The organism is Bradyrhizobium sp. SOJA106, assembly GCF_059448745.1.
In genome coordinates this window covers 5,721,330-5,737,389 of the sequence record NZ_CM182549.1, presented here as the reverse complement: position 1 = coordinate 5,737,389, position 16,060 = coordinate 5,721,330, and the positions used below count along the sequence as shown (strand labels likewise).

The window sequence follows — 16,060 nt, the reverse complement described above, 5'->3', positions numbered from 1 at the left end:
CAAGTAACAGGGCTCTGAAAGATGTCGATCAGCAGCATCAACTACTCCTCGTCGGTCCTCGGCGCGCAGATCCGCAACATCAACCAGCAGCTCACCGATCTGTCGACGCAGCTCTCGACCGGCAAGCTGTCGCAGAACTATTCCGGCATGGGCACCAACGAGGGATTTGCGATCGCCGGGCGCTCGCAGCTCTCCAACATCGCCGCCTATACCGACACGATCACCAACGTGAACGTCAACATCAACCTCGCCAATACCGCGCTGCAGTCGCTGACGACCATTCGCACCAACACCCAGACGGGTTCGGCCAGCACCGCGCAGGATCTCAACGTCAACGGACAGACGGTGGCGCAGAACACGGCCGCAGCCCAGTTCGGCTCGATGGTCGGCGTGCTGAACACGCAGTCGGGCAACCGCTATCTGTTTTCCGGGACCGCGTACAACACCCAGCCGGTCGCCAACGCCGGGGACATCATCAACGGCACCACGACGCAGGCGGGCTTCAAGACCGTCATGGCCGAGCGCCAGGCCGCCGATCTCGGCGCCAACGGCATGGGGCGCCTGGTGCAGACGCAGCCGACGCCGAGCTCGGTGAAGGTGGCGGAGGACGCCGCCGGGTCGCCGTTCGGGCTCAAGATCAAGGCGGTGTCCTCGACGCTGACTGGGGCGACCGTCACCGGCCCGAGCGGCTCGCCGGTGTCGTTCTCGGTCGATCTCAACGGCGTCAATCCGAACAACGGCGACAAGCTGAGCGTCCAGTTCACGCTGCCGGACGGCACGACCGAGCAGATCGACCTGACTGCGTCGTCGGCGACGCCGACGCCGCTCGGCAGCTTCGCCATCGATGCGAGCGTCCCGGTCAACCCGAACAATACCGCGGCGAATCTCAACACGGCGCTGAACACGGCGATCAAAAAGCTTGCCAACACCTCGCTTGTGGCGGCCTCCGCTGTCACCGCGGGTGACAACTTCTTCAACACGGCAAGCTCGGTGACCGGAACGGCGGCGGTCACCAATCAGGTGGTCCCGCCCGCTTCGAACATCGCCACTGGCGCGACGGCGCTGTCCGGCGCAAGTGGATCGGACTCGATCACGCCGGGCTTTTCCGCCGGCGACACCATCACCGTCAACGGCACCACGCTGACCTTCGTCAATTCGGGGGCGACCGGCAACCAGCTCAACGTGACCGACAGCATCCAGACGCTGATGAGCAAGATCGACCAGATCACGGGCACCTCCAAGCCGTCGACGATTCATGGCGGCGTGATCACGATCAACACCGACGACGCCGCCACGTTGAACATCTCGAGCCCAAATGCGGCAGCGCTGACTTCGCTCGGCTTCCCCTCGTCACCGATCACGGCCACGCAGCCGCCGCTGCGCGTCGGCTCCTCGCCGGCGAGCTCGGCCACCACTCTGGTGAACGGCTCGGCCAACACTATCAAATGGTACCAAGGCAATGACGGGCCGGGTTCGCCGCGCTCGACTGCGGTCGCGCGGGTCGACGATTCCGTCACGGTGCAGTATGGCGCGCAGGCGAACGAGGACGCGATCCGCCGGCAGTTGCAGGCGATTGCCGTGTTCGGCACGTTTTCGACGACCCCGGGCGGGCAGTATTCCGGCGGGCAGGTCGCAGCGCTGAGCCTGCGCACGACCCAGGCGTTGACCCAGCAGCCGGGGCAGCAGCGCATCGAGGACATCCAGACCGACATCGCGATGGCCCAGAACACGATGAAGGACGCGACCACGCGCCAGACCCAGGCCAAGGCGCAGCTGCAGTCCATTATCGACCAGGCCGAATCGGCCCCGCAGGATCAGGTGGCGAGCGAGATCCTGGCGCTCCAGAATGCGCTGCAGGCATCCTACCAGGTGACCTCGAACCTCGCTCAGCTCTCGCTCGTCAAGTTCCTGTAAGGAAGCGTTAAGGCGTCGTTAACCATGCCTCTTTACCTCTTGGTGACTTGGAGCGGGGCGGAGCGGCCGATGTCGGGGAGGATGCAGCTGGTGGTGGCGACGCCGTGCTTCGGCGGCCAGGTCTCGAGCATCTATGCCAGCTCGATCTTCGCGCTCCAGCGCGCCGTGCACGGCATGTCCAATCTCGATCTCAAGGTGCACCTGCGAGACGGCGATGCGCTGATCACACGCGCGCGCGCCAATCTGGTCGCGATGTTCCTGGACGATCCCAAGGCGACGCATTTCCTGTTCATCGACGCCGACATCGGCTTCAGGCCGGAGCAGGTGTTCCGGCTGATCGAGTGCGGGGCGGACGTCGTTGCCGGCTGCTATCCGATCAAGCGGGTGAACTGGGACAAGGCGAAGCGGGCGATCGAGGCCGGCCGCACCGACGTGCCGGCCGCCGCCCTCGACTACGTGCTCGAGGTCGAGGACCCCGACCGCATCGTGGTCGTCAACGGCTTTACCCGCGTGCGCTACGCCGGCACCGGCTTCCTGATGATCCGCCGCCACGTGCTGGAGGCGATGTGCCGTCATCCGGCCTACGCAAATCTGCAATTCTTCCGCGAGCATTCCCACGATGCGCTGGCGGCGAGCCAAAACCGGTTTGCGCTGTTCGAATGCATGATTGATCCCGCGACCGGCACGTATCTCTCTGAGGACTTTGCCTTCTGCAAGCGCTGGACCGACATCGGCGGGGAAATCTGGGCCGACATCCAGAGCTCGCTCGACCATGTCGGGCCATCGGTGTTCCACGGCGACATCGCCTCGCAATTCGCAGCCGCGCCAGCGGCGGCGGCCGACGCGGCATGAGCCCTGCGGGATGAGCACCGGCGCATCCCGCCTGTCAGCTTCGGAACGCGCGCCCGATGGCGGCTCGCGCTATCGCTTGCGCGATCTCTTCACGTCGTTGGACACGCTGCTGTCCTCCGGCGGAGACCCGCGCCTTGCGCTCGATCCCGGGGATCGCCTCAACGCCTATGGCTGTGCGGCCTCGCCCGAGCCGGAGATCTGGAATTTCGCGTCCTCGACCGCGTCGACGATCTCGCAAGCGGCCTATGACCGTGCGGCGCTCGCGCGCGAAGAGCTGATGCACAGGTGCCTGTTCGACGAGGTCGAAATCGCCTTCGATGCGCGCTGCGAGAGCATGCGCGAGGAGCTGCGCGGCCATCTCCAGCTCTCGCCGCGCGTCGACATCGTGTTCTCGCCGTCCGGCACCGACTCCCAACTCCACGCGCTGTTCCTGGCTCACGCGGTGCTCGGCGCCTCGCCGGTGACGATCGTGGTCGGCGCGGATCAAACCGGCAGCGGCACGCTTCATACCGCGCGTGGACACCATTTCAGCGCGATGACGGCGAGCGGCGTTGCGGTGCGCAAGGATGCTGCGGTCGCCGGTCTTGCCGGCGACAGCATCGCGGTGCCGCTGCTGGATGCCGCTTCCGGCGTCGCGATGCGCCCGGATGCGGATGCTGCGGTCATGCGCGCCATCGAGACCAGCCTCGCGCAAGACCGCTGCGTTCTTCTGCACATCATGGATTCGTCAAAACTCGGCTGGCGCGCGCCGAGTGCTGCCTGCCTCGATGACATCGCGCGGCGCTGGCCGCGCAAGGTTCAGGTGGTCGTCGATGCCTGTCAGGCGCGGCTCGGCCGCCGCCGGCTACGCTGCTACCTCGAGCGCGGCTACATGGTGCTGATGACCGGCTCGAAGTTCTTCGGCGGACCCGCCTTCAGCGGCGCGCTGCTGGTGCCGAAAGGCCTGTCGCGGTCGATCGACCGGATCGGCGCAATCGCGCCGGGCATTTTCGACTATGCCGCCCGTTGCGACTGGCCGACGGCCTGGACGGCACTGCGCTCTCGCTTCGAGCGCCGGCCGAATTTCGGTCAGTGGTTGCGTTGGGAAGCAGCGCTCGCCGAAATCTGCAGGTACTACGCCGTGCCCGGCGCATTCCGCGCCAGGGCGCTGGCCGAGCTTGCGATCGGCATCGACAGCATGCTCGCGCTGTCGCCGTCGCTGCGTGCCATTCCGGCGGCAACCGAGAACATCGGCGCGGATGACGAGGAATTCGCCCACGCCACGATCTTTCCGTTCACGCTGCTGCGCGACGACAAACCTGTCCCGCTTGCCGAGACCAGTGCCGTTCATCGGGCGCTGGCGCGCGACATGGGCGAGGAACTGAGCGGCAGCGCGGCGGACCGGCAGGTCGCCGCACAACGCTGCCTGATCGGCCAGCCGGTCCGGCTGGAGCGGCAGGGCGAGGCGCCGCAGGCCACGTTGCGGCTCTGCGTCGGCGCGCGGCTCATCACCGAAACCTGGTCGGCGGATGCCGTGCAGGCGCAACGTAATTTGCAGCATGTGCTCGATCGCATCGCGCACGTTCTGGTGAAGATCGAGCTGCTGCTTGACCGCGCCACGGCTGCGCCGGGGAAGTTTGTGCTCGAGGGTTGAAGATGCTGCATCCTGTTTCCGCGCCTGATAGCGTGACCACGCCGAACTATTCCGACCGCATCGGCTTTGCGCAGTTGACGCGACGGGCCTTCGAGGGCGGCGATCTGCATCCTTTGCGCGAGCATCTGCTGGCGAGGATCGCAGAGGGAACGGCGGAGGCGGGCGAGGGCCTCGATCTGTCGCTGATTGCCCAGCTTCTCGGCGAGAAGGAGGCCGGGCTCGTGATCCAGACCGAGGTGCTCGCCTTCCACCAATTGTTTCGCACGCCGTGCGCGGTCGCCAAGCCGCGCCTGCGCGTGCTCGCGCTCGCGGCCGATATCGACATGGGCGGCAACACCCCAATCGAATTCCTGCTCGAAGGCTCCGACATCGAGCTGCTCACGCTTTATGTGGTCAAGGGCGTCGGTCTGCCCGAGACGTTGCCCGATCACGACGTCGCCATCGTGGTCGCTTCCGATTCCGAGGAATGCCGCGAGACACTCGCGGTGATCGAGCAGGCGGCGCCGCGCTGGCCGCGGCCGCTGCTCAATCGCCCCGAGCTCATCGGCAATCTCGATCGTGACAAGCTGTACCGGCTGCTGGCAGATATCCCCGGTCTCGAAATTCCCGTTACCGTCCACACGACGCGCGCGCAATTGTCGGACCTACTCGAAGGCAAGATCGCTTGCGCGGACATCACGGGCGAGCTGCGCTTTCCGATGATCGTGCGGCCACGCGGCACGCATGCCGGCGTCGGGCTCGTGAAGGTCGACGATGCAGCGGCGCTCAAGGCCTATCTCGCCGAGCGGCAGGAGCAGGACTTCTTCGTCGCGCGTTTCGTCGATTATGCGAACCCCGACGGGCTCTATCGCAAATATCGTCTCGCCATGGTCGACGGCAAGCCTTACGCCTGCCACATGGCGATCGCCGACCGCTGGGACATCTGGTATCTCAACGCCTACATGGCGTTCAGCGAAGAGAAGCGGGCTGAAGAAGCCGCCTTCATGCTCGACTTCGACAACGCTTTCGCTGCGCGTCATCGCGGCGCGCTCGACGAGATGTGCAAGCGCGTCGGCCTCGACTATTTCATCGTCGATTGCGCCGAGAATCGCGATGGCGAGCTGCTGGTCTTCGAAGCCGACAACACCGCCGTCGTGCACAACATGGATCCGCCGGCCGTGTTTCCCTACAAGCCGCCGCAGATGCGCAAGATCTTTGCCGCGTTCACCGCGATGCTGTCGCGGCACGCCAAGGCCGGCGCAGAGCGTGCAGCATGAACGAGATCATCCGCAACACGCAGAGATCCGTCACGAACGGCTCGCTCGATCCGCAGGACTGGAGCGAATTCCGCGCGCTCGCTCATCGCATGCTGGACGAGACCATCGACGGCATCGCCAACATTCGCTCGCGCCCGGTGTGGCAGCCGATTCCCGACGAGGTCCGCGCGGCCTTGAAGAGCGACGTGCCACGCGGGGCGAGGGAGCTCGCCGAGGTCTATCGCGAATTCGCGGCGCATGTCGCGCCCTATACGACCGGCAACGTCCATCCCGGCTTCATGGGCTGGGTGCATGGCGGCGGCACCGCAGTTGGCATGCTAGCGGAGATGCTCGCGGCCGGCCTCAACGCCAATCTCGGCGGGCGCGACCACATGCCGATCGAGGTCGAGCGCCAGATCGTCGGCTGGATGCGTAGCCTGTTCGCCTTTCCTGACAGCGCGAGCGGCATCTTCGTCACGGGCACGTCGATGGCCAATCTCATGGCGGTGCTGGTGGCGCGCACGGCAGTGCTCGGTACGCTGGCGCGGCAGCACGGCATCGGCAATGACGGCGCGCTACTCACCGCCTACACTTCGCGGGCCGCGCATGGCTGCGTCTCGCGGGCGATGGACATCGCCGGGCTCGGCACCGATGCGCTGCGCAAGATTGATGTCGACGCCGATCATCGCATCGGCGTCGCCGCGCTGCGCGCGCAGATCGCCGCCGACCGCGAAATTGGCTTCAAGCCGTTCCTCGTCGTCGCCTCCGCCGGCACGGTCGATATCGGCGCGATCGACGACCTCAGGGCGGTTGCGCAGCTATGCCGCGATGAAGGCATCTGGTTTCACGTCGACGGGGCCTTCGGCGCGCTCGCGATCCTCTCGCCCGAGCTCGCGCCACTGCTCTGCGGCATCGAGCTCGCCGATTCCATCGCGCTCGATTTCCACAAATGGGGGCAGGTGCCCTACGATGCCGGCTTCCTGCTGGTGCGCGACGGCGAGCAGCATCGGCAGGCCTTTGCGCAACCGGCGGCCTATCTCAGCCGCGAAGCGAGGGGGCTTGCGGCCGGCACGGTCTGGCCCTGCGATCTCGGCCCCGATCTGTCGCGCGGCTTCCGCGCGCTGAAGACCTGGTTCACGCTGAAGACGTTCGGCACCGATCGCCTCGGCGCGGTGATCGCGCGAAGCTGCGCGCTGGCAAAATATCTGGAGGCGCGCATTCTGGCCGAGCCGCGGCTGGAATTGCTGGCGCCGGTGAACCTCACCATCGTCTGTTTCCGCTATCGCGCAGGCGACGCAGTCAACCGCGACATCGTCGCCGACATCCAGGAGTCCGGCGCCGCGGCACCGTCGAGCACGACGGTGAACGGCAGGTTCGCGATCCGCGCGGCGATCGTCAATCATCGCACCGAGGAGACCGACATCGATGCGCTGGTTGCGGCCGTGCTCAAGTTCGGCGCGCAGCGCGGCGGCGTGATCGAGGTCGAGGCACCACCGCTCGCGTCGCAGTGACATCAAGATCGCTCAAGACAAAACGCCCCGGACCTGGTCCGGGGCGTTTTGCTTTCAGATGCGCGAAGCGCTCAGGCGGCCGAGCTGACGTCGCTCTTGATATCGTTCTTGGGATGCGTGGCCTCGTACTGGTCGCGCAGCTTGTCTTCATAGGCGATCAGCTTGCGGGCCTCCTTGAGGGCCCGGTAGAGATCGCCGCTCATGATGTTGTTGTTGATGCCCTCGATGATCGGCCAGGAGCTCGGCACCGCGGTGACGATGTCACGCACGAGGTTGAAATAGGTGCCGTGCTGGGTCTGCGGATCCGGCGAGATGTACATCAGCTGGACCGCCAGATAGACGAGCTTGGCGGGGGTGTCGGCGGTCTCCGGCGTGAGGATGTCGCGCTCGCGCAGGATCGGCACGTTCTCGCCATCGATCAGAAGACGCGCGCGCTGGTCCGTGTTGGTGATCACGGAGTTACCGACGATGATGCGTTCGTGCGGTTTGAGCTCGACCTTGAGAGCCATGCCTGTTCTCCATCAACCCTTTTGTAACGAGCGGCGCGCGTCCCAGTGAACGACAACTGCCGGCCCTGATTTGGGTCCAATCCTTGCTGAATGTGGTTAACGGGTCGTAAAGATTCGCGCCCGCGTTGAAGAACGTAGCGATGTCAATGGCTTGGGTGGTTGCAAAGAGCTGCGCTGCAAGCGTGCGGGACGACGCTTGGGGCCCGACGCGGACAAACCGGCGGCTTCATTTCACGGATTGTTAGAGGCTCGAAGGCACCGTCCGGCCGTCGTTTGATCAATCTCGGTCAAGCAGGACGCGTAGCTACCAGAAAGGTAACAGTATGTCCGGTATCGTTCTCTCCGCATCGGTTCGTCAGAACCTGCTCTCCCTCCAGTCCACCGCCGACCTCCTCGCCACCACCCAGTCGCGTCTGTCGACCGGCAAGAAGGTGAACTCGGCGCTGGATAACCCCACCAACTTCTTTACGGCCCAGTCGCTCGACAACCGCGCCAGCGACATCAACAATTTGCTCGATGGCATCGCCAACGGCGTGCAGGTGCTCCAGGCCGCCAACACCGGCATCACCTCGCTGCAGAAGCTGCTCGACTCCGCCAAGTCGATCGCCAACCAGGCGCTCCAGACCACGGTCGGTTATTCGACCAAGTCGAACGTCTCGACCACGATTGCGGGCGCGACAGCCTCCGACCTGCGCGGCACCACGACCTACACCAGCACGACCGCTCTCTCGAACGTGGTGTTCGACGGTAGTGCGGGCGGTACCACCGTTGCGACCGGAACAACCACGCTCGGCGGCGGGTCCGCTTCGCTGGTCGGATCCGCGGCGCCTGACGGCGCAGGAACTGCGGCCAAACTGGCTACGACCCTGACGCTCGCCGGCACCCCCTCAGCGACAACCATTGCCGCCAAGGGCGCGCCTTCGGACGGCGAGACGTTGACGGTCGATGGGCACACGATCACCTTCAAGTCCGCCGACGTTCCGACCGCGGCGCCCTCAGGCTCCAGCAAGGTTGGCAACATCGTTACGGACGGCAACGGAAACTCTACCGTCTACACGGGTGCCACGGCTCCGACCGGCTCGGTGCAGGACCTGCTCAATGCGATCGATCTGGCGACCGGAGCTGGGAAACTTAACGCCGGTGGTACTGCCGTCGTCGCCGGCTCGGGCACTTTGGCTTCCGTTAGCGCAGGTGGTGTTCTTACCCTCACGACCGGTACCGGTGCTGATCTCAGCGTCACTGGCCGGGCCGACCTTCTGAAGGCCCTGGGCCTGACCGGGGCGGCGGGCAGCGGTACCGTCACTGTGACCCAGGCGCGCTCAACCGCCGCAGGCACACTCGGCACTTTGATCCAGGACGGCTCGACGCTGAACGTGGACGGCAAGACGATCACGTTCTCGAACGCGGCGACGCCCACCACAGTCGCAACGGGTTCCACCCTGGTCGGCAATTTGGTCACGGATGGAAACGGCAACTCGACCGTTTACCTTCAGGCCGGCACCGTCAACGACGTTCTGAACGCCATCGATCTTGCGACCGGTGTGCAGACCGTCAAGACGGCGGGTGCTTCCGGTGCCCTGCAGACGACCGCAGGCGCCAAGAACTCGTCGATCGTGGCCGGCGCGCTCAACCTCTCGACTGGTGCGAACGCGGATCTGTCGATCACGGGCACCAAGAATGCGCTGTCCGCGCTCGGCCTGACCGGCTCCACCGGCACCGGCACCGCCTTCACCGCGAGCCGTGCCGCCTCGGCCGGCGGCATCTCGGGCAAGACCTTGACCTTCTCCTCCTTCAATGGCGGCACGGCGGTCAACGTCACCTTCGGCGACGGCACCGGCGGCACGGTCAAGACGCTCGATCAGCTCAACACGCAGCTGCAGGCCAACAACCTGACGGCCACGATCGACGCCAACGGCCTGCTCACAGTCGCGGCGACCAACGACTACGCGTCCTCGACGATCGGATCTGCCACCGCCGGTGGTACGATCGGTGGTACGATCACGTCGGCCCTGACCTGGTCGAACGCGACCGCGCCGGTTGCTGATGCGGTTGCCCAGGCCACCCGTTCCAACCTGGTGAACCAGTACAACAACATCATGACGCAGATCGACACCACGTCGCTGGACGCCTCGTTCAACGGTGTCAACCTGCTCAATGGCGACCAGCTCAAGCTGGTGTTCGACGAGACCGGCAAGTCGAGCCTGAACATCACCGGCGTGACCTTCAACTCGAAGGGTCTGGGTCTGGCTGGTCTGGTGCAGGGCACCGACTTTATCGACAACGCCGCGACCAACAAGGTGCTGACCAAGCTGAACACGGCCTCGAGCACGTTGCGTTCGGAAGCCTCGACGCTCGGTTCGAACCTGTCGGTCGTGCAGGTTCGCCAGGACTTCAACAAGAACCTGATCAACGTGCTGCAGACCGGCTCGTCCAACCTGACGCTCGCCGACACCAACGAGGAAGCGGCCAACAGCCAGGCGCTGTCGACCCGCCAGTCCATCGCGGTCTCCGCGCTGTCGCTGGCCAACCAGTCGCAGCAGAGCGTGCTGCAGCTGCTCCGCTGATAGCGGCTGACATCGCGATCAAGTCATGGCGGCGGGGCTTCGGCTCCGCCGCTTTCTTTTTGCATCGAGAGGTGCTCTGGCGGCTCTAAAGCTCTAAAAGTAACTGTCGGTTATGGTTAACAGGGAGTAAACGCGGGAAAAACGTGAGGAGTTTCAGCTTGATCGTCACCGATCTTGACCCGCTTTCTGAGCCTTATGGTGAACCGGCGCTTACGGCTCGCGAGCAGGTTTCACCCTTTGTTAGCCATGTCCGCGCAGGCTGTGCCCGTCACTCGATCCGAAGCGATCGAACGAAGACGCGTAAACCAGAAGGGTAAGAGTTATGTCCGGTATTGTTCTCTCTGCGTCGGTTCGCCAGAACCTGCTCTCTCTCCAGTCCACCGCCGACCTCCTCGCCACCACCCAGTCGCGTCTGTCGACTGGCAAGAAGGTGAATACGGCGCTGGATAACCCCACCAACTTCTTTACGGCCCAGTCGCTCGACAACCGCGCCAGCGACATCAACAATTTGCTCGATGGCATCGCCAACGGCGTGCAGGTGCTCCAGGCCGCCAACACTGGCATCACCTCGCTGTCGAAGCTGCTCGACTCCGCCAAGTCGATCGCCAACCAGGCGCTCCAGACCACGGTCGGTTATTCGACCAAGTCGAACGTCTCGACCACGATTGCGGGCGCGACAGCCTCCGACCTGCGCGGCACCACGACCTACACCAGCACGACCGCTCTCTCGAACGTGGTGTTCGATGGTAGTGCGGGCGGTACCACCGTTGCGACCGGAACAACCACGCTCGGCGGCGGGTCCGCTTCGCTGGTCGGATCCGCGGCGCCTGACGGCGCAGGAACTGCGGCCAAACTGGCTACGACCCTGACGCTCGCCGGCACCCCCTCAGCGACAACCATTGCCGCCAAGGGCGCGCCTTCGGACGGCGAGACGTTGACGGTCGATGGGCACACGATCACCTTCAAGTCCGCCGACGTTCCGACCGCGGCGCCCTCAGGCTCCAGCAAGGTTGGCAACATCGTTACGGACGGCAACGGAAACTCTACCGTCTACACGGGTGCCACGGCTCCGACCGGCTCGGTGCAGGACCTGCTCAATGCGATCGATCTGGCGACCGGAGCTGGGAAACTTAACGCCGGTGGTACTGCCGTCGTCGCCGGCTCGGGCACTTTGGCTTCCGTTAGCGCAGGTGGTGTTCTTACCCTCACGACCGGTACCGGTGCTGATCTCAGCGTCACTGGCCGGGCCGACCTTCTGAAGGCCCTAGGCCTGACCGGGGCGGCGGGCAGCGGTACCGTCACTGTGACCCAGGCGCGCTCAACCGCCGCAGGCACACTCGGCACTTTGATCCAGGACGGCTCGACGCTGAACGTGGACGGCAAGACGATCACGTTCAAGAACGCGGCGACGCCCACCACAGTCGCAACGGGTTCCACCCTGGTCGGCAATTTGGTCACGGATGGAAACGGCAACTCGACCGTTTACCTTCAGGCCGGCACCGTCAACGACGTTCTGAACGCCATCGATCTTGCGACCGGTGTGCAGACCGTCAAGACGGCGGGTGCTTCCGGTGCCCTGCAGACGACCGCAGGCGCCAAGAACTCGTCGATCGTGGCCGGCGCGCTCAACCTCTCGACCGGTGCGAACGTGGACCTGTCGATCACAGGTTCGGGCAACGCATTGTCCGCGCTCGGCCTGACCGGCTCCACCGGCACCGGCACCGCCTTCACCGCGAGCCGTGCCGCCTCGGCCGGCGGCGTCTCGGGCAAGACCTTGACCTTCTCCTCCTTCAATGGCGGCACAGCGGTCAACGTCACCTTCGGCGACGGCACGGGCGGCACGGTCAAGACACTCGATCAGCTCAACACGCAGCTGCAGGCCAACAACCTGTCGGCCACGATCGATGCCAACGGCCTGCTCACGATCTCGGCCACTAACGACTATGCATCCTCGACGATCGGATCTGTGATCGCTGGTGGCACGATCGGGGGCACGATCACGACCTCACTGACCTGGAGCAACGCGACGACGCCGACTGTCGACCCGGTTGCCCAGGCCACCCGTTCCAACCTGGTGTCCCAGTACAACAACATTATGTCGCAGATCGACACGACCTCGGTCGACTCGTCCTTCAACGGGGTGAACCTCTTGAACGGCGACCAGCTCAAGCTGGTATTCGACGAGACCGGCAAGTCGAGCCTGAACATCACCGGCGTGACCTTCAATTCGAAGGGTCTGGGTCTGGCTGGTCTGGTGCAGGGCACCGACTTCATCGACAACTCCGCGACCAACAGGGTGCTGGCCAAGCTGAACGCAGCCTCGAGCACGCTGCGTTCGGAAGCCTCGACGCTCGGTTCGAACCTCTCGGTCGTGCAGGTTCGCCAGGACTTCAACAAGAACCTGATCAACGTGCTTCAGACCGGCTCGTCCAACCTGACGCTGGCCGACACCAACGAGGAAGCGGCCAACAGCCAGGCGCTGTCGACCCGCCAGTCGATCGCGGTCTCGGCGCTGTCGCTGGCCAACCAGTCGCAGCAGAGCGTGCTCCAGCTGCTCCGCTAATAAGCGTCTGAAATCACGGAACTAAAACCGGCGGCGGGGCTTCGGCCCCGCCGTTTTTTGTTCGTGAAAGGGCTCGATGGAGCCGACGTTCCGAGGCGGGGAGGGCGCTAACCGGGCATTAACCCTAACCCTTAAGTCGCCGTTAACCATACTTTAAAGGACAGCCCCTAAAACTCGACAAAAGCCCGCTTTCCAGATCGGCGAGCCCGATTCGTATCCGGTTCAAAAGGAAGACCGCCAATGTCCAACATCGTTCTCTCGGCGTCAGTTCGCCAGAACCTGTTGTCGCTGCAATCAACGGCCGACCTGCTCGCAACCACCCAGTCGCGCCTATCGACCGGCAAGAAGGTCAACACGGCGCTCGACAATCCGACCAACTTCTTCACCGCGCAGGGGTTGGACAACCGGGCGAGCGACATCAGCAACCTGCTCGACGGCATCAACAACGGTGTGCAGGTTCTGCAGGCGGCCAACACCGGCATCACCTCGCTGCAGAAGCTGATCGACAGCGCTAAGTCCATCGCCAACCAGGCCCTCCAGACCACGGTCGGCTACTCCACCAAGTCGAACATCTCGACCACGATCCCCGGCGCGACGCCGGCGGATCTGCGCGGCACCACGAGCTACACTTATGCGACGGCGACCGGCAACGTCGTCACCAACGGCACGGCCGGCGGTACGACTCCGATCACCACTGGCACCACGCTCGGTGGCATTTCGCAAGCGCTGACCGGTAACGCCGCCCCCGACGGTGCTGGCACCGCGGCAAGCCTTGCGCCGAATCTCAAGTTGCTCGGTACGCCGAGCGCCACCACCATCGCGGCGAACGGCGCGCCATCCGACGGCGATGTGCTGATTGTCGACGGCAAGACCATCACCTTCAGGGCCGGGGCTGCGCCTGCGATCGCCAACGTGCCCGCCGGCTCCGGCAAGAACAACAACGTTGTCACCGATGGCAACGGCAATTCCACGGTTTATCTTGGAACGAACGCCGCCCCGGCTGCATCCGTCCAGGACGTGATGGACGCGATCGATCTTGCAAGCGGTGTGCAAACCGCAGCAATCGCGGGCGGCACCGCAACGCTGTCGAACTCTTCGGGCACCAACGCCGCCATCGCCGGTGGCCAGCTCACCCTCACCACCGGCACCGGCGCCGATCTCAGCATCACCGGCAAGGCCGACTTCCTCAAGGCGCTGGGCCTGACCACCGCGACCGGCTCCGGCAATGTCAACGTGACCAAGGCGCGTCTGACCAACCCGTCGACGCTGGGCACGCTGGTTCAGGACGGCTCCACGCTCAACGTCGACGGCAAGACGGTCACGTTCAAGAACGCGGCCGTCCCTGCCGCCGCGCCGACGGGGTCGACCAAGATCGGCAACATCGTCACCGACAACAATGGCAATTCCATAGTCTATCTCCAGGGCGCAACCGTCCAGGATTCGCTCAACGCGGTCGACCTGGCCTCGGGCGCCGGCATGGTCAGCGCCGGCGCCGTGGTCGCGGCGAGCGGTTCATCGCTGTCCTCGGTCGTCAATGGTGCGCTCAAGCTCAGCACCGGCACGACCGCCGATCTGTCGATCACTGGAACGGGCAACGCGCTGTCCGCGTTCGGACTGACCGGTCCGACCGGCACGGGCACCGCCTTTACCGCGGGCCGCGCGCCGGGTCCGGGCAGCATTTCCGGCAAGACGCTGACCTTCACCTCCTTCAACGGCGGCAAGCCCGTGAACGTCACCTTCGGTGACGGCACCAACGGGACGGTCAAGACGCTCGACCAGCTCAACAACCAGCTTCAGGCCAACCACCTGACGGCGACGATCGACGCCAACGGCGTGCTCACGATCACCACGGTCAACGAATACGCCTCCTCGACGCTCGGCTCGGTCACCGCCGGCGGCGTCGTCGGCGGCACGATCACCAGTACGGTTGCCTTCACCACCGCGCAGCCGCCGATCCAGGATCCCGTGGCGCAGACGGCGCGCTCCAATCTTGTCAACCAGTTCAACAACATCCTGGCGCAGATCGACACCACCTCGCAGGACGCTTCGTTCAACGGCGTCAACCTGCTCAACGGCGACACTCTGAAGCTCGTCTTCAACGAGACCGGCTCTTCGACGCTCAGCATCAACGGCGTGGTGTTCAACGCGGCCGGCCTCGGTCTCAGCAATCTCGTCAACGGCGTCGACTTCATCGACAACGGTGCGACCAACAAGGTGCTGGCGAGCCTCAATGCGGCCTCGAGCACGCTGCGCTCGGAAGGCTCCGCGCTTGGCTCGAACCTCTCGATCGTGCAGGTGCGTCAGGACTTCTCGAAGAACCTGATCAACGTGCTGCAAACCGGCTCGTCCAACCTGACGCTCGCCGATACCAACGAGGAAGCCGCCAACAGCCAGGCGCTGTCGACCCGCCAGTCGATCGCGGTGTCCGCGCTGTCGCTGGCCAACCAGTCGCAGCAGAGCGTGCTGCAGCTGCTCCGCTAAAGCCCGATGAGATTTGGATGAATCGTCATCGCGCTTTAGGTTGTAGTTTACGCATGATCTTTCCGGAAAACCGCTTCGCACTTTTCCGGATCATGCTTTAGTTTCGTGGCGCAGGAAATTGAATCGTAACGTCGCGGCGGGCCTTATGCTCCGCCGTTTTTATGGAGATCGCTAAGGCAGGATTAGCCGAGATCGATGCGCATCGTGCGAAGCGTGTTTACAGCGCGCATGTGTACATCTAGCTTCGCGATGACGAAGGACTCCGTGACCGTAATAGTCCGGAGGGCTTCCAAGCAGACACGTAAGCAAATCTTAAGCGGTGCTGCCTAGGGTTGGGAAAGAAATCCTTAAGCGCGTTCAACGGGCTAGGTAAACCTCCAAGGTGTGATTGATGTCGAATTCCGCTGCCTCGGCCTACGCGCGTGTCGCAACGACCACCGCCTCCCCCCGCGACATCGAAGCGCAGACCCTGCTGAAGGCCGCCAACAAGCTTCAGGATGCCGTCAACAGCGCCGATCCCCTCAGCGAGCAGACCATGCAGGCGCTGATGTTCAATCGCAAGCTCTGGACGATCTTCCTCAGCGAGGCGATGCGCGACACCAATCCGCAGCCGCTCGACGTCCGGCAGAAGATCGCCAACATCAGCGTGTTCGTGCTGAGCCAGACTGCCGCGCTCCAGATGAGCCCGCAGTTCGATCACTTCCGCCCGCTGATCGAGATCAACCGCAATATTGCTGCCGGTCTGTCCGGCCGTCCGTGAGGACGTGACGGTCGTCGGCCTTGGCCGACAGTCTGAGC

The 16,060-nt window shown here is 64.5% G+C and carries 10 protein-coding genes; 9 read left to right on the top strand and 1 reads right to left on the bottom strand.

The annotated features are described in order from the left end of the window. The first annotated feature begins 21 nt into the window (after positions 1-21). From AC5V87_RS27090 to AC5V87_RS27070, 5 genes are all read left to right on the top strand, one after another. Positions 22-1,914, top strand: coding sequence for a flagellar protein (locus AC5V87_RS27090; RefSeq protein ID WP_495368237.1), 1,893 nt, complete (start codon positions 22-24; stop codon positions 1,912-1,914). Positions 1,915-1,983: 69 nt separating this feature from the next. Then, positions 1,984-2,766, top strand: coding sequence for a hypothetical protein (locus tag AC5V87_RS27085; RefSeq protein WP_495368236.1), 783 nt, complete (start codon positions 1,984-1,986; stop codon positions 2,764-2,766). A gap of 10 nt (positions 2,767-2,776) precedes the next feature. After that, positions 2,777-4,399, top strand: coding sequence for a hypothetical protein (locus tag AC5V87_RS27080; RefSeq protein WP_456837330.1), 1,623 nt, complete (start codon positions 2,777-2,779; stop codon positions 4,397-4,399). Positions 4,400-4,401: 2 nt separating this feature from the next. Continuing rightward, positions 4,402-5,655, top strand: coding sequence for an ATP-grasp domain-containing protein (locus AC5V87_RS27075; protein WP_456837331.1), 1,254 nt, complete (start codon positions 4,402-4,404; stop codon positions 5,653-5,655). Beyond that, complete coding sequence (locus tag AC5V87_RS27070) at positions 5,652-7,145, top strand: pyridoxal phosphate-dependent decarboxylase family protein (protein WP_495368234.1); 1,494 nt, start codon at positions 5,652-5,654, stop codon at positions 7,143-7,145. Before AC5V87_RS27075 ends, AC5V87_RS27070 begins: the two co-directional genes overlap by 4 nt. 71 nt (positions 7,146-7,216) lie before the next feature. Here the strand turns inward: AC5V87_RS27070 and flbT are convergent, their stop codons facing one another. Then, the gene (gene flbT / locus AC5V87_RS27065; RefSeq protein WP_407118440.1) at positions 7,217-7,654 is read right to left on the bottom strand and encodes a flagellar biosynthesis repressor FlbT; all 438 of its coding nucleotides are present in this window, start codon (positions 7,652-7,654) and stop codon (positions 7,217-7,219) included. Positions 7,655-7,977: 323 nt separating this feature from the next. Between flbT and AC5V87_RS27060 the strand changes: the two genes are divergently transcribed. From AC5V87_RS27060 to flaF, 4 genes are all read left to right on the top strand, one after another. Further along, positions 7,978-10,218, top strand: a complete 2,241-nt coding sequence (locus AC5V87_RS27060) for a DUF1522 domain-containing protein (protein WP_456837333.1) — start codon at positions 7,978-7,980, stop codon at positions 10,216-10,218. A 322-nt stretch (positions 10,219-10,540) separates the two neighbouring features. Beyond that, positions 10,541-12,781, top strand: coding sequence for a DUF1522 domain-containing protein (locus AC5V87_RS27055; RefSeq protein WP_456837334.1), 2,241 nt, complete (start codon positions 10,541-10,543; stop codon positions 12,779-12,781). Between the two features lie 240 nt (positions 12,782-13,021). Then, positions 13,022-15,262, top strand: coding sequence for a DUF1522 domain-containing protein (locus tag AC5V87_RS27050; protein ID WP_456837335.1), 2,241 nt, complete (start codon positions 13,022-13,024; stop codon positions 15,260-15,262). A gap of 391 nt (positions 15,263-15,653) precedes the next feature. Further along, the gene (gene flaF / locus AC5V87_RS27045; protein WP_027560338.1) at positions 15,654-16,022 is read left to right on the top strand and encodes a flagellar biosynthesis regulator FlaF; all 369 of its coding nucleotides are present in this window, start codon (positions 15,654-15,656) and stop codon (positions 16,020-16,022) included. Positions 16,023-16,060: the final 38 nt, after the last annotated feature.